This window comes from Allobosea sp. GW821-FHT12C12 (assembly GCF_058807355.1).
Window position 1 is genome coordinate 163,387 of the sequence record NZ_JBXAQP010000006.1, and the last position, 16,431, is coordinate 179,817.

20 protein-coding genes are annotated in these 16,431 nt (G+C 68.3%); 10 read left to right on the forward strand and 10 right to left on the reverse strand.

All coding sequences use genetic code 11. The features are described 5' to 3' along the window. Position 1 precedes the first annotated feature (1 nt). Positions 2–571 (reverse strand): nitroreductase family protein, encoded by a 570-nt coding sequence (locus AC1RRW_RS11040; RefSeq protein WP_492900788.1) that lies wholly within the window; start codon positions 569–571, stop codon positions 2–4. Positions 572–713: 142 nt separating this feature from the next. Here AC1RRW_RS11040 and AC1RRW_RS11045 point away from each other — a divergent pair, with 142 nt between their 5' ends. Further along, a complete protein-coding gene (locus AC1RRW_RS11045; protein WP_492900789.1) occupies positions 714–1,601 on the forward strand; it encodes an RgsD C-terminal domain-containing protein in 888 nt (295 codons plus the stop codon). A gap of 144 nt (positions 1,602–1,745) precedes the next feature. Here AC1RRW_RS11045 and AC1RRW_RS11050 read toward each other — a convergent pair whose 3' ends face one another. The 6 genes from AC1RRW_RS11050 to yidD all read right to left on the reverse strand — a co-directional run bounded on the left by AC1RRW_RS11050 (position 1,746) and on the right by yidD (position 8,378). Beyond that, positions 1,746–2,474 carry an SGNH/GDSL hydrolase family protein gene (locus AC1RRW_RS11050; protein WP_492900790.1) on the reverse strand — a complete coding sequence of 243 codons (729 nt, stop codon included), beginning with the start codon at positions 2,472–2,474 and terminating at the stop codon, positions 1,746–1,748. Positions 2,475–2,512: 38 nt separating this feature from the next. Beyond that, entirely contained in the window at positions 2,513–3,721 is a 1,209-nt protein-coding gene (locus tag AC1RRW_RS11055; RefSeq protein ID WP_492900791.1) for an OpgC family protein, read from the reverse strand. Between the two features lie 169 nt (positions 3,722–3,890). After that, a complete protein-coding gene (locus tag AC1RRW_RS11060) occupies positions 3,891–4,463 on the reverse strand; it encodes a GDYXXLXY domain-containing protein (RefSeq protein ID WP_492900792.1) in 573 nt (190 codons plus the stop codon). After that, positions 4,460–5,749: a DUF2157 domain-containing protein gene (locus AC1RRW_RS11065; protein WP_492900793.1), complete on the reverse strand. Its 1,290-nt coding sequence runs from the start codon at positions 5,747–5,749 to the stop codon at positions 4,460–4,462. The genes AC1RRW_RS11060 and AC1RRW_RS11065 overlap by 4 nt, the downstream gene beginning before the upstream one ends. Positions 5,750–5,897: 148 nt before the next feature. Continuing rightward, positions 5,898–7,895 carry a threonine--tRNA ligase gene (thrS, locus tag AC1RRW_RS11070; protein WP_492900794.1) on the reverse strand — a complete coding sequence of 666 codons (1,998 nt, stop codon included), beginning with the start codon at positions 7,893–7,895 and terminating at the stop codon, positions 5,898–5,900. 66 nt (positions 7,896–7,961) lie between these two features. Next, entirely contained in the window at positions 7,962–8,378 is a 417-nt protein-coding gene (gene yidD, locus AC1RRW_RS11075; protein WP_492900795.1) for a membrane protein insertion efficiency factor YidD, read from the reverse strand. Positions 8,379–8,412: 34 nt separating this feature from the next. On the opposite strand from yidD, the gene AC1RRW_RS11080 reads away from it, so the two are divergent. The 4 genes from AC1RRW_RS11080 to AC1RRW_RS11095 all read left to right on the forward strand — a co-directional run bounded on the left by AC1RRW_RS11080 (position 8,413) and on the right by AC1RRW_RS11095 (position 10,031). Then, a complete protein-coding gene (locus AC1RRW_RS11080; protein WP_492900796.1) occupies positions 8,413–9,159 on the forward strand; it encodes a phosphatase PAP2 family protein in 747 nt (248 codons plus the stop codon). 79 nt (positions 9,160–9,238) lie between these two features. Continuing rightward, positions 9,239–9,538: a type II toxin-antitoxin system prevent-host-death family antitoxin gene (locus AC1RRW_RS11085; RefSeq protein WP_492900797.1), complete on the forward strand. Its 300-nt coding sequence runs from the start codon at positions 9,239–9,241 to the stop codon at positions 9,536–9,538. Then, entirely contained in the window at positions 9,535–9,858 is a 324-nt protein-coding gene (locus tag AC1RRW_RS11090; protein ID WP_492900798.1) for a PIN domain-containing protein, read from the forward strand. Before AC1RRW_RS11085 ends, AC1RRW_RS11090 begins: the two co-directional genes overlap by 4 nt. Further along, positions 9,855–10,031 carry a hypothetical protein gene (locus AC1RRW_RS11095; protein ID WP_492900799.1) on the forward strand — a complete coding sequence of 59 codons (177 nt, stop codon included), beginning with the start codon at positions 9,855–9,857 and terminating at the stop codon, positions 10,029–10,031. The genes AC1RRW_RS11090 and AC1RRW_RS11095 overlap by 4 nt, the downstream gene beginning before the upstream one ends. On the opposite strand, the gene AC1RRW_RS11100 is transcribed toward AC1RRW_RS11095, so the two are convergent. Then, positions 9,991–10,482 carry an iron-sulfur cluster assembly scaffold protein gene (locus AC1RRW_RS11100; RefSeq protein ID WP_492900800.1) on the reverse strand — a complete coding sequence of 164 codons (492 nt, stop codon included), beginning with the start codon at positions 10,480–10,482 and terminating at the stop codon, positions 9,991–9,993. The two genes, AC1RRW_RS11095 and AC1RRW_RS11100, sit on opposite strands and share 41 nt — an antisense overlap. A 185-nt stretch (positions 10,483–10,667) precedes the next feature. Here AC1RRW_RS11100 and folE point away from each other — a divergent pair, with 185 nt between their 5' ends. The 3 genes from folE to AC1RRW_RS11115 all read left to right on the forward strand — a co-directional run bounded on the left by folE (position 10,668) and on the right by AC1RRW_RS11115 (position 13,003). Beyond that, positions 10,668–11,309, forward strand: a complete 642-nt coding sequence (gene folE / locus AC1RRW_RS11105; protein WP_492900801.1) for a GTP cyclohydrolase I FolE — start codon at positions 10,668–10,670, stop codon at positions 11,307–11,309. Between the two features lie 86 nt (positions 11,310–11,395). Further along, positions 11,396–11,800 (forward strand): phosphoribosyl-AMP cyclohydrolase, encoded by a 405-nt coding sequence (gene hisI, locus AC1RRW_RS11110; RefSeq protein ID WP_492900802.1) that lies wholly within the window; start codon positions 11,396–11,398, stop codon positions 11,798–11,800. 210 nt (positions 11,801–12,010) lie between these two features. Then, positions 12,011–13,003 carry a patatin-like phospholipase family protein gene (locus AC1RRW_RS11115; RefSeq protein WP_492900803.1) on the forward strand — a complete coding sequence of 331 codons (993 nt, stop codon included), beginning with the start codon at positions 12,011–12,013 and terminating at the stop codon, positions 13,001–13,003. Positions 13,004–13,163: 160 nt separating this feature from the next. Here AC1RRW_RS11115 and AC1RRW_RS11120 read toward each other — a convergent pair whose 3' ends face one another. Both AC1RRW_RS11120 and AC1RRW_RS11125 read right to left on the reverse strand, forming a co-directional pair. Next, complete coding sequence (locus AC1RRW_RS11120) at positions 13,164–13,595, reverse strand: CBS domain-containing protein (protein ID WP_492900804.1); 432 nt, start codon at positions 13,593–13,595, stop codon at positions 13,164–13,166. A gap of 206 nt (positions 13,596–13,801) precedes the next feature. Continuing rightward, positions 13,802–14,623 (reverse strand): rhomboid family intramembrane serine protease, encoded by an 822-nt coding sequence (locus AC1RRW_RS11125; protein ID WP_492900805.1) that lies wholly within the window; start codon positions 14,621–14,623, stop codon positions 13,802–13,804. 432 nt (positions 14,624–15,055) lie between these two features. On the opposite strand from AC1RRW_RS11125, the gene AC1RRW_RS11130 reads away from it, so the two are divergent. Then, positions 15,056–15,628 (forward strand): PAS domain-containing protein, encoded by a 573-nt coding sequence (locus AC1RRW_RS11130; protein WP_492900806.1) that lies wholly within the window; start codon positions 15,056–15,058, stop codon positions 15,626–15,628. A gap of 99 nt (positions 15,629–15,727) precedes the next feature. Then, complete coding sequence (locus tag AC1RRW_RS11135; RefSeq protein WP_492900807.1) at positions 15,728–16,342, forward strand: PilZ domain-containing protein; 615 nt, start codon at positions 15,728–15,730, stop codon at positions 16,340–16,342. Positions 16,343–16,431 lie beyond the last annotated feature (89 nt).

Sequence of the window (16,431 nt, forward strand, 5' to 3'; positions counted from 1 at the left end):
TTCAGGCTCCGAACCGGCTGACGATGGCCGAGAGCGTCGGACGCTCGCGATCGGCCGGCGCCGTCTCCGGCGTGCCGATATGGACGAAGCCGGCGATGCGCTCCTCCCCGCTCAGCCCGAAGGCGGCCAGCACGTCCCGGTCGAAGGAGAACCAGTTCGTCAGCCAGCATGCGCCGAACCCCATCGCCTGCGCCGCGACCAGCAGGTTCATGCAGACCGCGCCGGCCGAGAGCTCCTGCTCCCAGACCGGGATTTTTGGATGCGGACCGGCTTTGGAGACGACCGCGACGATCAGCGGGGCCTGCCTCAGGCGGTTGCGCTCGAATGCGACCTTCTCCGCGTCGGCGTCGGGATTGCGCGCCGCGAAGGCCTTCGCCACGATATCGCCGGCCTCGTCGCGGCCCGGGCCCTCGAAGACGATGAAGCGCCAGGGCGCGAGCTTGCCATGGTCTGGCACGCGCGCGGCGATGGTCAGGAGCTGGTCGAGCTGGCCTGCGTCCGGACCGGGGGCTGCGAGGAATTGCGGCGGCACCGAGCGGCGCAGCTTGAGCAGGTCGAGCGTATCGGTCATGAAGCATCCGGGCTTGAGAGTTGGGTTGAGACCTAGTGCTTCGCCATGATGAGGACAAGCGAGCCTGCTCAGAACCTGGCGCAGGGACGGCCCGAGGCCGGCTCATGTTTGAACTGGACGCATTCGCGATGAGTGAAGGGCGATGAATAAAGGAATGGTCAGGCTGTTTCTCGTCGCGGCCCTGCTCGGCGCGCCCCTGCCCGCATCGGCGCAGGCGCAGGCGCCGCAGCCGCCGCCGGCCGCCATCGTGCCGGGAGCGCCGCAAGGCTCGGTCGCGGCGACCGCGCCGCTGACGCTGAGCGCGCAGTTCGCCAACGACCGCAAGCCGATCCGCTCCGGGCTGGTCTGGCGCGTGCTGGCCGAGACGGCCGACGGAACGCCGCCGCGCATCGTCGCGCGCTCGACCGAGGCCGAGCCCGTCTTCGCGCTGGAGCCCGGCTCCTATCTGCTGCACGCGGCCTACGGCTTCGCCAGCGGCACAAAGCGCATCACGCTCGGACCGCAGGGGCTGCGCGACCAGATCGCGATCAGCGCCGGCGCGCTCTCTCTGGCCGGTTCGGTCGGAGACAGTCCGATTTCGGCGGCGCTTCTGAATTTCTCGGTCTTCGTGCCCCTGCAAGGCAATTCGGAAGGCCGCCTCGTCGTCTCCAACGCCAAGGCCGGAGAGCTCATCCGGCTGCCCGAGGGTACTTACAACGTCGTCTCGACCTATGGCGATTCCAACGCGATCCAGCGCGCCGACGTCAAGGTCGAAACTGGCAAGGTCACCCAGGCGACGCTGCATCATCGCGCCGCGCGCGTCACCCTGAAATTGGTCGCGGCCTCGGGCGGCGAGGCCTTCGCCGGCACCGGCTTCAGCGTGCTGACGCCGGGCGGCGACGTCATCCGCGAGGCGATCGGCGCGTTTCCGCAGGTGATCCTGGCCGAGGGCGACTATGTCCTGATCGCGCGGCAGGAGGGCCGGGTCTTCTCGCGCGAGTTCAAGGTCGAGACGGGTTCCGACCGCGACATCGAGGTCCTGGCGCGCTAAGCCCGTCCCTAAACTCTGCTCCAGCGACCGTCTGACACGGCCTTCCGCGCTTCCGGTGCTCACGGACAAATAAGTCCGCTCCGGTTCTCGAAAGCACGCCAGCCGACTCGCCGGAGCGAGTTTCGGGACGAGCTCCGAATTGACTCAGTTGGTCGGCTTGGGGCTCTCGGCGAAGCCTGGCCTGGCGTCGGTCAATGCGCCGACGAGACCGTCGGCGATCCGAACGGCGAGGCAGCGATAGCCCGCATCGACCATGCCCATCCCGTCCATCCCGACGAGTTCCTCGTCGGTAAACTGCTTCGCGCGCGCCCAGTTCTTCATCATCGCGTAGCGCGGGAAGATCGAGACGCCGTGCTCGTCGGCCGTCTTCGCCAGGACCGTCCGGTAGTCGTCGTATTTCGGATAGCGCTCCTCGCGAGGCAGCCATTGCAGGTCCATCAGGACCATGTCGATGCCGGCCGCCTGCACCTTCCTGATGCCCTTGGTCAGGATCTTGGCGAGCTTCTCCTCGCCGACATGGCGGATAGCGTCGTTGACCACGGTCTGCCAGATCACGATGGCGGGCTTCGCCTCGATGACGTCGGCGTCCATGCGCAGGAGCATGTCGTAGGCCGACTGGCCGCCGATGCCCTTGTTGACGACCTTGATCTCACGATCGGGCAGACGGCGCTTCAGCTCGGCCTCGAGCACGGCCGGGTAGCTCCTGTCCGTGGCGCTCGCTCCCGAACCCGCTGTCGTGGAGGAGCCGAGCGCGACGATGGTCAGCGCCCCGGTTTCCCGCAGCGTCCTGGCGGCGGCAGGCAGCATCGGCTGGAAGGGCTGCTGGGCCGCGCCGAAGCGGCAGCGCGGATCGCTCTTGTCGGCAAGCGTCATCGGGTCGGCGGCGGCCTGACCCGTCCAGGACCCGGCGATCAGGATTGCTGCGGCGAGACGCCGGACGCCGGCAGGGCAGCCTCCGCGGCGCGATGGTGGTGTGACGCCTTGAACCAAGACAGGAAAACCCCCAGACCGAGCAGGATCATAACGCCGACGCCCGAAATCAGCAACTGGACGCCCAGCGCGAAGCCGGTTTCGGCCATGACGATCTGTCCGGCGACGGAGAGGACGATCCCGACGCAGAACACCTCCAGCGAGTGCCGCCCCGCATGGGCGAGCAAGCGTCCCGCGGCGGTAGCGAGCAGCGCGCCGCCGGCCGGCAGATAGCGGATCGCGAGCCAGGCCAGCGCCAGCACATGCGCCACGCGCACGAAGGCGAGGTTGGTCTTGTCCGTGCCGAGCTGAACCTGTTCGATCCAGTCGTTGAGCAGGGCGATCCCGAACGGGTTTCCCGACGAGGTCTTGATCGCGAGCGCGAACAGCAGGAAACCAAGCGCCGCCACGTCCACGATCCGCAGCCTCGGCGCGGTGAGGCCGAGCTGCGCCGACCTGCCGATCAGCACGCCGAGCACGAAGACGAGCTGCCAGGCGAAAGGGTTGAAGAACCAGCCGCCCGCGCCGGTGTTGGGCAGGTTCAGCCCGAACAGGCCGGCCGAGAACCAGAGCGCCAGCGAGGCCGAGAGCGTCAGCAGCGGGTTGAAGCGCATCCCGACATAGATCGCCGGGAACAGGCCGAGCAGCACGATGTAGAGCGGCAGGATGTCGAGGTAATAGGGCTGGTAGCGCAGGGTCAGCGCGTCGAAGACCGCCCGCAGCGGTTCGATGAACAGCGGCTGGATGTTGACCGCCTCGATATAGAGGGGGTTGCGGGTCTGGGCCACGGCGGTCGCGACCACGGCGCAGACCAGCAGGAAGACCGCGGCATGTGCGACATAGAGCGTCCAGAGCCGCTGGCCGATCTTCTTCGCGCCGGCCAAAAGGCCACGCCGGTCGATCAGCCCGCCATAGGCGAGCGTCGCCGAAATGCCCGCCAGCAGCACGAAGCCGTCGGCGGAGTCGGAGAAGCCGAAATTGTGCGGCATGTACCCGGCGACGATGTTGCCGGGCATGTGGTTCACGAAGATGAACAGCAGAGCGAGGCCGCGAATCACGTCGATCCTGGCGTCGCGCACCGGGCGCGCCTCCACGGCGGCCATGCCGCCGCCGAAAGCCAGAAAGCGCCCGAATGATGCCGCCTGCGCCACGAACCGATCCCTCTCCAGGCTCTCGCCCGCGTAGCGAACATGAACGGAAGCCAACTCTTCCATTCATCTTACGTTCATATACGGCGGAAAGGTGTCATGGATGTCAATGCGTCATCACAAGCGCGTGTTCAGGGCGTCAAGGTCGGAGACGGGCTGGGAGAGCGGCGCGTCAATAAGGCGGCTCGGCATGGACGAGCTTGCCGTCGATCAGCAGCCGCTTGATCGCAGCCTCGCCGGAGGACGCGACGGCGGCGACGATCTCGATCCGCTTGCGCTCGGTGCGCTCGATCGCAAGCCCGCCGCCCTGCGGCACGAAATAGCTTTCGAGGCCGTAGCCGACGGTCAGCCTCGTGGGCGACGCCGAACGCACCCGGCCGGCGATGACCGGCCCGGCGCCGGCCGGCTTCGCCTTGAACGCGCCGGTCACGCGGGCGAAGCCCTCGCCATCCTGCGCGAGCTGAACGTAGATCGTGTCGCCGCGCCTGAACTCGCGGTCACCAGCGACGCTTCCGAGCTCGATCGCGCCGATCTCGTAGCCCAGCACGACATAGTCGCCGCGAAACAGGTCGCGCGGATCGACCGGCGCGGTTTTCAGCCGTATCTCGACGCCAGAGCGCAGGATGCGCGCCCGGCTCTCGACCACGAGCAGGATCACGCCGCTCAGCACGAGCATGGCGGCGAGCGCGCGCCAGGGCGCGGGCACGCGGGCGGTGAGCGCGTCGGGCGAGGGAACCGCGATCATGCCGGCTCTCCCCGCGGCTTCGCGAAGCGCGCCACGAGCCGCCGCGTCAGCGACGCCATCCCGAGCAGGGCCGCGCCGCCGACGAGGAAGAACAGCGACTGGTCGAGCAGCGTGCCGATCGTCTGCCAGAGCAGGATCAGCACGGCGACGAAGAACAGGCCCGAGCCAGCCAGCGTCAGCCGACGCACGCCGCCGGCCGCACCCGCCGCGACGAGCGCGATCGCGATCGACAGGATCAGGCTCGCGACGATGACCTTGCCGGGCAGCCTGACCACGCCGCCGCTCCAGAACACGACCGGGATCAGGAGCGACAGCAGCAGCGCGGCGGCGAGCGTCCAGGCGAAGCGCCGCTCGCGCGACAGCGATGCCAGCGCCGCGATCGCCGGCGCCGCGGCGAGATAGGCGAGGTAGATCGCCGTGCCCGAGCTGCCGGCGCCCGACAGGCTGGCGTCGAGGATGCGGACGAGCTCGACGCAGAGCGCGATCGTCAGGCCGAGCAGCCCCCAGGGCAGGAGGGCGCTGACGAGCGGCGGCAGGCCCCGATCGAGCGCCAGCGCGCCGAGCGCCACGAAGGCGCAGGACACGGCGAGGCCATAGGCGATCAGCCCGTAATCGAAGGGGCCGTTGATCCAGTCGCCGGGGACCAGCGCGAGCCACATCGCCAGCGACAGCACGGCGGCGTGATGGACGAGGCGGCCGGGGCGGCCGAGAGCCAGCCACAAGGCCGGCAGGAACAGGATGAAGAACGGCCAGTGCGGCGCCGCGTCCTGCTGCTCGCTCCAGCGTCCGAAGCTCCAGCTCGCCAAGGCGAGGAAGGCGATGATCAGCGCGCCGTCGGAGCGCAGCAGGACGGCGACGGCGAGCGCGCCGAGCGCGATCAGGAAGGCGCCGGCCGCCCAGTCGGTCGGCAGATGATACATCTGCCCGACCAGCGCGATGCCGGCCGCGAAGATCAGGACGCCGCAGGTCGAGGCCGCGTTCGCGCCCATGGTCGAGCCCTTGGCTTCCAGCCGCGCGGCGATGAAGAACGCGCCGGCGATCCCGGCGAGGATCATGCCGAGCTTGAGCAGCCGCGGCATCTCCTCCCAGTTCGCCGCCACGAAGGCCGCGACGCTGGAGGCGATCAGCAGCCCGCCGAACAGGCCGAGCAGCCCGGGCAGCCTGAAGCCGCCCTCGCGCACCAGCGATTGGCGGATCGCGGTCGCGCTTGCGGGAGAGACGAGGCCCTCGCCGACCCAGCGGGTCAGGTCGGCATCGAGGCGCTTGTGATAGGAGCCGGTCAGCATGGGCGGCAATCTGGCATGGCGGATGTGGATCTGGCGAGGATGAGCGCAGGGCTGTCCCCGTCATTGCGAGCGCGGCGAAGCAATCCGGAAGGACGTAGGGCTCCGCCGCCCTGGATTGCCTCGTCGCTGCGCTCCTCGCAATGACGGGTCAGCCAGCCCGCGCCGCCCTGAGCCGCTTCAGGTCGGGCGGGGTCGCCTCCTCCGTCAGCGCAGCGATCATCGCGTCGAGCGGCATCACGGTCTGCGCCTGGCTGCCCAGCCGCCGGACCGTGACCGTGCGCTCCTCGGCCTCGCGCTTGCCGACGGCGAGGATCACCGGAACCTTGGCCAGCGAGTGCTCGCGCACCTTGTAGCTGATCTTCTCGTTGCGCAGATCGGCGCGCGCCCGCAGGCCCTCGGACAGGCAGGCCATGGTCACGGCCTCGGCATAGGCATCGGCCTCCGAGGTGATCGGGCAGACCAGGATCTGCTCCGGCGCGAGCCAGAGCGGAAAATGGCCGGCGAAGTTCTCGATCAGGATGCCGCAGAAGCGCTCCAGCGAGCCGCAGATCGCGCGGTGGACCATGCTCGGCGTCTTCTTCTCGCCGTCCGAGCCGATGTAGAACGCTCCGAAGCGCTCCGGCAGGTTGAAATCGACCTGAGTCGTGCCGCATTGCCAGTCGCGCCCGATCGCGTCGCGCAGGACGTATTCGAACTTCGGTCCGTAGAAGGCGCCCTCGCCCGGATTGATCTCGGTCCTGATCGCGCCGTTGGACTCGGCCCTGATCTGCTCCAGGACCTTGCCCATCACCTCCTCGGCGTGGTCCCACATCGCGTCGGCGCCGACGCGCTTCGCGGGCCGGGTCGAGAGCTTGATGACGAGGTCGTCGGTGAAGCCGAAATCGGCATAGACCGAGAGGATCAGCGCGTTGATCTTCAGGCACTCGGCGGCGAGGTGCTCCTCGGCGCAGAAGATGTGGGCGTCGTCCTGCGTGAAGCCGCGCACCCGCATCAGCCCGTGCAGCGCGCCGGACGGCTCGTAGCGATGGACGTTGCCGAATTCGGCAAGCCTGATCGGCAGATCGCGATAGCTCTTCAGCCCGTGCTTGAAGATCTGGACATGGCCGGGGCAGTTCATCGGCTTCAGCGCGAAGACCTTCTGGTCCCGCGTCGGGTCGTTGGGGTTCTCGAAGGCCGAGGCCGACTTCACCGCGAACATGTTGTCCTGGTACCAGCCCCAGTGGCCCGAGGTTTCCCAAAGCGACTTGTCGAGCACCTGCGGCGCGTTGACCTCCTCGTAGTCGCCCGCCAGCCGCCGGCGCATATAGGCCAGCACCTCCTGGAACAGCCGCCAGCCCTTGGCGTGCCAGAAGACGACGCCCGGCCCCTCCTCCTGGAAGTGGAACAGGTTCATCTCGCGGCCGAGCTTGCGGTGATCGCGCTTCTCCGCCTCCTCGATCTGCCTGAGATGCGCGTCGAGTTCGTCCTGCCTGGCGAAGGCCGTGCCGTAGATGCGCGTCAGCATGGCGTTGCTGGAATCGCCGCGCCAATAGGCGCCGGCGACCTTCGTCAGCCTGAAGGCCGTGCCGACCTTGCCGACCGAGGTCATGTGCGGGCCGCGGCAGAGGTCGATCCACTGCCCCTGCGCGTACATCTTCAGCGTCTGGTCTTCCGGGATCGCTTCGACCAGCTCGACCTTGTAGGCCTCGCCCTTCGCCCTGAAGAAATCCTTCGCCCGGTCGCGGCTCCATTCCTCCTTGGTGAAGCGCGCGTCCCTCGCGACGATCTCGCGCATCTTCGCCTCGATGACCGGCAGATCGTCCGGCGTGAACGGCTCGCCGCGGGCGAAATCGTAGAAGAAGCCGCCCTCGATCACCGGGCCGATCGTCACCTGCGTTCCCGGAAAAAGCTCCTGCACCGCCTCGGCGAGGACGTGGGCGCAGTCGTGCCGGATCAGCTCGAGCGCGCGCGGATCGTCCCGGGTCAGGAACTCGATCCTCGAGTCCTTGCCGATCGGATCGGCGAGATCGACGACGACGCCGTCGAGCGCCATCGCGACCGTGCGCTTCAGCAGGGAGGGGGAAATGCCGCCGGCGATCGCCGCCCCGGTGACGCCGGAGGGGAAGTCGCGCTTCGCGCCGTCGGGAAATGTCAGGGAGATCGTCATCGATCGGCTCCTGCTCACTCGGGGATACAAACCCCGTAAGCCAAAGTTTTCAAAGGATACGGCCTGCTACGGATGCGAAGATCGCGTTCCGTCGCCCGCAGCAGGTTCCGCGCCGGAATGGAAGACCGCCGAGCCCTCGGAAGGAGGCGCGTTGACGCCGCGCCAGCGGCCATAGGACCACGGCCTATACCAGCGCGCCCCCGGCGGCAATTCCTCGCAGACGAGATCGATGCCCGAGGTGCCGAGCGGCGTGCAGCGGCAGATCCGCGCGAACCCGACCCAGCCGCCGCGCCAGAGCCCGAAGCGCTGGATCGCCTCGTCGGCATAGGTCGAGCAGCTCGGCCAGTGCCGGCACTGCCGGCCGATCAGCATCGACAGGCTGAGCTGGTAGCCGCGGATCAGCCAATGCGCGCCCTGTCTGGGCGCGGACGTCAAACCGGAGGCCTTCGCGAAAAGACGTGACAAGGCGCGATTCGATGCCATTTCATCGCGCTCGTCGTCGCAGCCGGGATTCGCCATGCTCCACCCTCTTCCACGAACCGCGCCGCGCCGCCAGATGGCGGCCGTGCTGACGCTCGCGGCCGGCCTCGCGCTGCCGGCGCTCCCGGCCGCGGCCCAGCAGCGCACCAGCCTGCTCTGGCTCGATCCCGGCAAGATCGACATCGCCGGCGTCATCGGCCTGCCGCCGGCGCAGACCTCCCCGGAGCAGAAGGCCGAGTTCGATCGCGTCCTGCAGATCAGCCAGGCGCGCACGCCCGAGCGCGAGAAGCAGGCCATCGAAGACCAGTACCAGACGCTCGCGCGCTTCCTCGAAGGCATCGACCACGCCTTCGTCGCGACCACCCAGCGCGAGATGCGGCTGCTCTTCCGCGAGGCGCAGGTCGAGCTCGGCATCGTCCTGCTCGGCGTCCGCCGCCTGACCAACCGGCAAAGGCCCTTCACCGTCTGGAACAAGGTCAGGATCAAGCCCTGCCCGGGCGGGCGCCCCGACGGCTCCTCCTTCCCCTCCGGCCACGCCGCGACCGCCGCGCTCTATGCCGAGCTCCTGACCGAGGTCGTGCCGGAATATGCGGCGAAGTTCGAGGAGCGGGTCAAGGACTACGGCGAGAGCCGGCTCGTCTGCGGCTTCCACTACCCGACCGACCTCGTCGCCGGGGACAAGGCCGGCCGCGCCGTCGCCAGGGCCCTGCTCGCCGAACGCGCCTTCCGCGCCCGCTTCGACGAGACGAAGCCCGAGATCAGGAAGGCGTTCGGGTTGAAGTGAGAGATACGCCATCGTTCGATGTGATCTTCCGTTCTTATTGGCTCTATCTTGCCGGTATCGACGTCATCGGGACGAGATCATGCGCTTTAAACAGAACGTCAGGGCCGATGACCGTTGGCCACTTGCGGAAGCCAGGTCGGGTTTTGACAATCTCGTCCGGCGTGCGCGACAGGGCGCTCCGCAACGCGTGACGGTAAAAGGCGAGGACGCCGTCGTGGTTCTCGACGTCGCCGAGTACGAGCGTATAATTGGTGCGCCAGCGTCGGCAAAAGCCAGCAGCGGAGCGACCTTGCTCGCCATCACGGTGGCAGCTCCTCTGGACGGCGTCGATTTCGAGCGAACCGGCGAACGCGGCCCGGTTCGTGACATCGTCTGGTGAAGGGCTTCCTTCTCGACGCCAACGTCCTTTCGGAATTGCGCAGACCGCGCGCCGCGGTGGGCGTTGTCAGCCTCGTCGAGGCAATGCCCGGAACAGCGCGGTATGTCAGCGCCGTCGCTTTCGCTGAAATCCGGTTCGGCATCGAACTCTTGGCTGACCCCAAGCGTGTTGCGGAGCTTCCGCATTGGCTGGACCACGCGTTGCGCCCGCAATTCGCCGATCATGTCTTGCCGGTGTCCGAGGCCGTGCTGGTTCGTTGGCGCCATGTGATCAGGACGGCCGCAAGCGCGGCCATATCTTCTCTCAACCCGATATCATGATCGCGGCGACCGCTGCCGAAGCGGAACTGATCGTCGTCACGCGCGACATCGATGAATTCGTCCAAGCCAAAGTGCCGGTTTTCGATCCGTGGAACGGCGCGATGTGGGACACGGAAGGATTATCCTCGCCAGTTACGCCGAACGCGGCGTTGCAACTGCTCGATCCGGGCTAGAAGCAGATTCTCCAAAACCCGCACGCCGCGCCTCGACCTGCCCGATCGCGTCGACCACCGCATCGAAGGTCAGCATCGTCGAGGCATGGCGGGCCTTGTAGTCGCGCACGGGCACGAGCACCGCGAGATCGGCCCATTTGCCGTCCGGCGGCTCGGCATTGTCCTTGAGGATGGCGCGGGCCTGCTCGCGGACCCGGCGCAGTTCGTCTGCCGTCGAGCCGACGACATGCCGCGCCATGATCGAGGACGAGGCCTGGCCGAGCGCGCAGGCCTTCACGTCATGGCCGAAGCGCGTGACGACATCGCCCTCCATGCAGACATCCACCGTCACGGTCGAGCCGCACAGTCGCGAATGCGCCCGGGCGCTGGCGTCCGGTTCGGCCAGCCGCTCCAGCAGCGGGATGTCGGCCGCGAGTTCGAGGATGCGCTTGTTGTAGACGTCGCTCAGCATGTCATCGTCTCCACCGGGGCTGGCATGCGCGGCGTCGACGACCAATATAGGAAGTGTCGCGGAATTATGGGAGGCTCCGATCCGGCCCGCATCGTCGCGGCCTGAAACTTGTCAACCGCCCTCGCGCCACTGGTCCAGAACCCGGCGGTCTGCGTAGTGGCCTCAACCGTAACGGGAGGCGCCACATGATCCCTGTGGTTAAGTCCTTGTCCGTCGAGCGGGCGCTCAGCCCCTCCGCAGACAAGTTTCTGATCAAGCAGCCGACGCAGGAGGAGGCGGAAGCCGCCGTGCGCACCCTGCTTCTCTGGGCCGGCGACGATCCGTCGCGCGAGGGCCTGCTGGAGACGCCGCGTCGCGTCGCGAAGGCCTATCGCGAGTTCTACAGGGGCTACCACGAGGATCCCGACGACATCCTCGACCGCGTCTTCGAGGAGGTCGAGGGTTACCGCGACATGGTGCTGGTCCGCGACATCCCGTTCTATTCGCATTGCGAGCACCACATGGCTCCCTTCGTCGGCAAGGCCCATATCGGCTACTATCCGTCGAAAGGCGTGGTCGGCCTGTCCAAGCTCGCCCGCATCGTCGATGTCTATGCCCGCCGGCTGCAGACGCAGGAGACGATGACGGCGCAGATCGCGCAGGTGATCGAGCGGGCTCTCAAACCGCGCGGCGTCGCGGTGCTGATCGAGGCCGAGCACATGTGCATGTCGATGCGAGGCGTGCAGAAGCAGGGCTCCTCGACCATGACGACGCAGTACACCGGCATCTTCAAGGATCCGGCGGAGCAGGTCCGCTTCTTCACCATGGTGAAGTCGGCGGGGCTCTGAAACAGGCCGCCCGCTTGGCGGTCACCGCGGAAATCGCCTAGGAGGGCGCGTCGCGAGGGCGCGCCCTTTCCTGTCCGGAGCCAGCCATGTCCCCCTTCCCCGTCATCGCGGACAAGCAGGCGCTCGAGGAGGGCGAGATCCTCGCCCCCCGCTTCGACGCCAGCGGCCTCGTCACCTGCGTCGCGACCGACGTCGCCACGGGCGAGGTGCTGATGGTCGCGCATATGAACGCCGGATCGCTCCAGCGCAGCATCGAGACCGGCGAGGCCTGGTACTGGTCGCGCTCGCGCCGCGAGCTCTGGCGCAAGGGCGCGACCTCGGGACAGGTCCAGACCATCGTCGAGATGCGGGTCGACTGCGACCAGGACGCGATCTGGATCAAGGTCGCGGTCGCGGGCGATGGCGGCTGCTGCCACACGCGGCGCCGCTCGTGCTTCTACCGGGTCAAGCCCGTCGGATCCGATGCCGGCCTGCCGCTTGCGAAGCGCTGACGGAACCTCTCCGGACGCGGCGTTTGCGATGCTTTCACCAAGATTTCATCTATCCGTCAAATGCCGCCGATATCGCCGGGTCATCGCCGGCATGGTTCACGCTTCGCTCATTCCCGCCTCGTCATTCTGGCTCTCCCGCGGAGGGCCGGGACCATGTTGTGGGATGACATCGCCAGGCGCGCCTTCGGACTGGGCGGAGGCGGAGCTCCCATGGGCGAGATGACGGCCGAGGCCGGGAGCAGGCCCGCCAGGTCCAGGATCGGCAGGCCGAGGATCGGACTCGCGCTCGGCGGCGGCGCGGCGCGCGGCTGGGCCCATATCGGCGTCATCGAGGTGCTGACCGAAGCCGGATACGGCCCCGACGTCATCGCCGGCACCTCGATCGGCGCTGTGGTCGGCGGCTGCTTCTGCGCCGGCAAGCTGCCGCAGCTCGCCGAATTCGCCAGCACCCTGACCAAGCGCCGCGTCGTCGGCCTGATGGATTTCCATATCGGCGGCGCGGGCCTGATCGCCGGCGGGCGGCTGAAGCGCCTGCTCGAACGCGATCTTGCGGAGACGCGCATCGAGGATCTGGCGCAGCGCTTCGTCGCGATCGCGACCGAGCTCGGCACCGGCCACGAGATCTGGCTGACGCGCGGCCCCGTCGTCGAGGCCCTGCGCGCATCCTACGCGCTGCCCGGCGTGTTCGATCCCGTCAAGCTCGGCGGCCGCTGGCTGATGGACGGCGCGCTGGTCAATCCGGTGCCCGTCACCGCCGCCCGGGCCATGGGCGCCGACGTGGTGATCTGCGTCAACCTGAACAGCGACCTCGCCGGGCGCGGCACCACGATCCAGAGCCACCCGGCCGATCCCGATCCGGAGATCCTGCCCGAGATCGACGTCCGCCCGACCTCGCGCTGGCTCGACGGCATCGCCGGCGCGGCGCGGCGGATGCGCGGCATGGTCGGCCGCCACGCCCAGGACAGGCCGGGTCTCGCCGGGGTGATGGTCGACGCCTTCAACATCACGCAGGACCGGATTTCGCGCTCGCGGCTGGCCGGCGACCCGCCGGACGTGATGATCGGCCCCAAGCTCGGCCGCATCGGCCTGTTCGATTTCCACCGTGCCGACGAGATCATGGAGTTCGGCCGTCAGGCGGCGCGCCGTTCGCTCGACGACGTCGCGGCCATGGTGGCCAGTAGCAGCAGCGTCGCCGTCGACTGAAGGCAAAATTGGAACTGGGAGAGCCGTCTCGATACTCGCTCCGGCGAGTCGGCTGGCGCGGCCTTCGAGAACCGGAGCGGAGCGGACATCTGTCCGTGAGCGCCGGAAGCGCGGAAGGCTGCGTCGGACGGCCTCCGGAGTAGAGTTTAGGGACGGACTCTCAAGCCATCGCGATGTAGTCGCGCATGGCCCTGCCCTCGGCCTCGATCTCGGCCAGACGGTACTTCACCACGTCGCCGATCGAGACGATGCCCGTGATCCGGCCATCCTCGACGACCGGAACATGCCGGAAGCGGCCGGACGTCATGATCTCCATCAGCTCGTCGACGCTGGTCTGCTGCCGGCAGGTCACGACCTTGGCCGTCATCGCCTTCGAGACCGGGCCCTCCAGCGCGGCCGCGCCATGCTGGCCGAGCGCGCGGATGATGTCGCGCTCCGACAGGATGCCCGTCAGCGCGCCGTCGGCCCCCGTCACGGCGACCGCGCCGATGCGGCGTTCGGCCAGCACCTTGACCGCTTCGGCGAGCGTCCGGTGCGGCTGCACCGACACGACCTCATGCCCCTTGTCGCCGAGAAGCTGCGAGACATTCATGGATGCGTTCCTCCTGCCCGAGCGCAGCCGTTGTCCGGCGCGCGGATTCCGCGCGGAGCGATAGCGGCCGGTTCGGCATGCGTTGCGCCAAGGCCATCTCGCATCCAGCACTGATGCGAGTGTGGGCGAAGAGCATGGCGCAGGCAAGGCTGTGGCGCGCGGTCAAGGCCATGGCGCGGCGCATGCCGAAAAAGCCATGAGACGTGTCAGGTCCGCATGGCGCCACGATCGAGCAGCGGAAACAGCAGGAGCCCCACGACAAAGCCGCCGATATGGGCTTCCCAGGCGATGCTCGTTTCCTCGCCGAGGATCGGCACGAGCCCGGCCCCGAACAGGATGTTGGTGACGAACCAGATCGCGATGAAGATCAGCGCGCGCGAATTCCGCCAGAGCTGGCCGAGGCGCTCGGCGGGGATGGCCTTGACCACCCGGTCGTCGCCGAGCGCGCCGAAGCGCAGGCCGGGCGCGAAGACGAAACGCGCCGCCGCCGCCATCGCTCCCGAGACGGCGGCGGACGCGCCGACCAGCGGCAGCACGTCGAGATCGCGCGCCAGCCAATGCACCAGCGCGCCGCCTATGGTCGACAATCCCATCAGGTTGAGGAAGCGCGCGGTTCCGAGCCGCCGCGCCACCGGGCTGCCGAAGGCGGCGAGCCAGAGCACGTTGGAGGCGAGATGCAGCCAGGAACCGTGCAGCAGCCCGTAGGTCAGCAGGGTCCACAGCCTCGGTCCGGCATCGACCAGCAGCAACCGCACCAGCCGCAGCCGGTCTGCCAGCGACTGGCCGGGCAGCGTCTGCGCCAGCCCGTCGAGCATCTCGTCGATCCGGTCCGGCGAAAGCCAGAGGCTGAGCCTTGCGGGCACGAAGGCGAGCCAGGACATCACCCGGTAATCGTCGAGCGCCGGAAGCAGCATCCGCCCGCCCTGGATCAGGACGAGGACGAGGCTGAGCCAGACGATGACGGCGGGCAGGTTGAGGATCGGCTCGCGGCCGGACGGAGCGAGCGGACCGGGGCGAGGGTCGGACATGGGCGTCAGCCTCGCCGATGGGGAAGCGGGAGGCAAGCCGGCGCCGCGCCATGGCGGGCCAGCGTGATCGCCGGCCATGGAAAAAAGGGGAGCAGCCTGGCGGCGCTCCCCTTTTCCGGCTGTGGCCGACGCCCGACGAGCAGGCGTCGCGGTCACATCCCCTCCGCCCCCTCCGGACGCGGAACGCGTCTGCGCGCCTCGCGGAATCGATCGGATTTGAATGGCATTTTAAGGGGTTATCCACAATCGCAAGGTTTCGTTAACCCTAACCGGCCCTTCGGCCTCCGCCCGTCCCTGCCCCGTGGCAAGACGGCATGGCGAGTGCGTCGGACACATCCAGATGGACCCGAACGTGTCTCATCCGGACGCAATCGCCCCGTTTCAGGACGCGAGGCGTGCCGGAGAAGGACCAACCCAGTATTGGACGCCGGCATGAAGAACCCCAGCACCCGCATGGTCTTCGAGTACTGGAACGCGCTGCGCGGCGAGCGCGCCGCGCCGGAACGCGGCGAGATCGAGCCGGGCGCGCTGCGCCACGCGCTGGCCGACACCTTCGTGCTCGAGAACGAGCCGATCGGTCCGGTCTTCCGCCTGGCCGGCACCAGGCTCTGCGCGCTGATCGGCAGCGAACTCAGGGGCCGCGCCTTCACCGCGCTCTGGCCGGACGTCGAATCGCAAGGCGACATGCGCCGCCTCGTCCAGACCGTGATGGACGAGAGCGCCGGCGCGGTCGCGGGCCTGTCCGGCGAGACGCGGACCGGCGCGCCGATCTATCTCGAATTGCTGCTGCTGCCCCTGCGCTATCGCGGCCGCACCCATGCCCGCGTGCTCGGCGCGCTGTCTCCCGCGATCTCGCCCGATTGGCTCGGCCTCGACACGCTCGATTCGATGCGGATGATCTCGCTGCGCATGCTCTGGCCCGACTCGCCGCCCCAACAGGCGCCCGAGCCGAGGCCGCGCCTCGCCCCGCCGAAATTCATGGTGCTTCCGGGCGGGCGGGTATGAAAACCCGCCGGAGCGAGTTTCGCGGCGGGCGTCGAGAATCTAACCGACCGTTAACCAGCCGGTCGCTAGGATCGCCCCCGAACACAGGCTGATCACTCGATGCTGAGCGCGCTGCAAACGCCCCGTACGGCTTCCCGTCCCGCCGAGCGCAGGCGGCACCACCGTATGAAGGTGGTTCTGCTGGGCCGCTACATGCTGCCCAACCGCATGGAATATCCCTGCCAGAGCATCGACATCTCGCCGGGCGGCGTGCATCTCGCCGCCCCCGCCAAGGCCGCGCCGGGCGACAGGGTCATCGTCTATCTCGAGCATCTCGGCCGGATCGAGGGCGTCGCCGTGCGCACCACGATGGAAGGCTTCGCGATGACCATCACCGCCACCAGCCGCAAGCGCGAGAAGTTCACCGCGCAACTGACCTGGCTCGCCAACCGCGACGAGCTCGGCCTGCCGGAGGATCGCCGCCACGAGCGCATCGTGCCGCGCAACCCGCGCTGCGTCCTGACCATGGGCGACGGCGCCGAGCACGTCGTGCGCATCATCGACATCTCGCTCTCGGGCGCGGCCTTTTCGACCGATCTCGACCTGCCGCTCGGCACGCCCGTCAGGCTCGGCTCGACGCTGGGCCGGCTCGTCCGGCGCTTCGACGGCGGCTATGCCGTCGAGTTCCGCTTCCCGCTCTCGGCCGACGTGCTCGACGAGAATCTGGAGCTCTGACGGCCTCGGGCCGCGACCACGTTCCGCTTTTCGCTGTCAGCCTGACATCGCACCGGCCGGCGACGTTTCATCGCGCGGCCTGCCTTGTT

What these genes read in the sequence shown, in the direction of transcription:
- AC1RRW_RS11040 (WP_492900788.1), bottom strand. Translation starts at nt 571, where the DNA reads ATGACCGATACGCTCGACCTGCTCAAGCTGCGCCGCTCGGTGCCGCCG.
- AC1RRW_RS11045 (WP_492900789.1), top strand. Translation starts at nt 714, where the DNA reads ATGAATAAAGGAATGGTCAGGCTGTTTCTCGTCGCGGCCCTGCTCGGC.
- AC1RRW_RS11050 (WP_492900790.1), bottom strand. Translation starts at nt 2,474, where the DNA reads ATGACGCTTGCCGACAAGAGCGATCCGCGCTGCCGCTTCGGCGCGGCC.
- AC1RRW_RS11060 (WP_492900792.1), bottom strand. Translation starts at nt 4,463, where the DNA reads ATGATCGCGGTTCCCTCGCCCGACGCGCTCACCGCCCGCGTGCCCGCG.
- AC1RRW_RS11065 (WP_492900793.1), bottom strand. Translation starts at nt 5,749, where the DNA reads ATGCTGACCGGCTCCTATCACAAGCGCCTCGATGCCGACCTGACCCGC.
- thrS (WP_492900794.1), bottom strand. Translation starts at nt 7,895, where the DNA reads ATGACGATCTCCCTGACATTTCCCGACGGCGCGAAGCGCGACTTCCCC.
- yidD (WP_492900795.1), bottom strand. Translation starts at nt 8,378, where the DNA reads ATGGCATCGAATCGCGCCTTGTCACGTCTTTTCGCGAAGGCCTCCGGT.
- AC1RRW_RS11080 (WP_492900796.1), top strand. Translation starts at nt 8,413, where the DNA reads ATGCTCCACCCTCTTCCACGAACCGCGCCGCGCCGCCAGATGGCGGCC.
- AC1RRW_RS11085 (WP_492900797.1), top strand. Translation starts at nt 9,239, where the DNA reads ATGCGCTTTAAACAGAACGTCAGGGCCGATGACCGTTGGCCACTTGCG.
- AC1RRW_RS11095 (WP_492900799.1), top strand. Translation starts at nt 9,855, where the DNA reads ATGATCGCGGCGACCGCTGCCGAAGCGGAACTGATCGTCGTCACGCGC.
- AC1RRW_RS11100 (WP_492900800.1), bottom strand. Translation starts at nt 10,482, where the DNA reads ATGCTGAGCGACGTCTACAACAAGCGCATCCTCGAACTCGCGGCCGAC.
- folE (WP_492900801.1), top strand. Translation starts at nt 10,668, where the DNA reads ATGATCCCTGTGGTTAAGTCCTTGTCCGTCGAGCGGGCGCTCAGCCCC.
- hisI (WP_492900802.1), top strand. Translation starts at nt 11,396, where the DNA reads ATGTCCCCCTTCCCCGTCATCGCGGACAAGCAGGCGCTCGAGGAGGGC.
- AC1RRW_RS11115 (WP_492900803.1), top strand. Translation starts at nt 12,011, where the DNA reads ATGGGCGAGATGACGGCCGAGGCCGGGAGCAGGCCCGCCAGGTCCAGG.
- AC1RRW_RS11120 (WP_492900804.1), bottom strand. Translation starts at nt 13,595, where the DNA reads ATGAATGTCTCGCAGCTTCTCGGCGACAAGGGGCATGAGGTCGTGTCG.
- AC1RRW_RS11125 (WP_492900805.1), bottom strand. Translation starts at nt 14,623, where the DNA reads ATGTCCGACCCTCGCCCCGGTCCGCTCGCTCCGTCCGGCCGCGAGCCG.
- AC1RRW_RS11130 (WP_492900806.1), top strand. Translation starts at nt 15,056, where the DNA reads ATGAAGAACCCCAGCACCCGCATGGTCTTCGAGTACTGGAACGCGCTG.
- AC1RRW_RS11135 (WP_492900807.1), top strand. Translation starts at nt 15,728, where the DNA reads ATGCTGAGCGCGCTGCAAACGCCCCGTACGGCTTCCCGTCCCGCCGAG.